This window comes from Micromonospora sp. ATLC16 (assembly GCF_057196645.1).
This window is the reverse complement of sequence record NZ_JBXUOW010000203.1, coordinates 1-223: the sequence shown is the minus strand read 5'-3', so window position 1 is coordinate 223 and position 223 is coordinate 1. Positions and strand designations below refer to the sequence as shown.

Annotated in this window: 1 rRNA gene; it reads left to right on the top strand. The window is 62.8% G+C overall.

Going from position 1 to position 223, the window contains the following annotated elements:
- A 23S ribosomal RNA gene (locus AC2CHE_RS27050) occupies window positions 1-223 on the top strand; the annotation flags it as partial.

Here is a 223-nt window from a genome sequence, read left to right as displayed (position 1 = left end):
GGGGTGGTGTGCAGGTGTGTGGGTGGGTAGGGGAGCGTCGTGCCGGGGGTGAAGCAGCCGAGTGATCGAGTTGTGGACGCGGCACGAGTGAGAATGCAGGCATGAGTAGCGAAAGAAGGGTGAGAAACCCTTCCGCCGGATGACCAAGGGTTCCAGGGCCAGGTTAATCCGCCCTGGGTGAGTCGGGACCTAAGGCGAGGCCGAGAGGCGTAGTCGATGGACA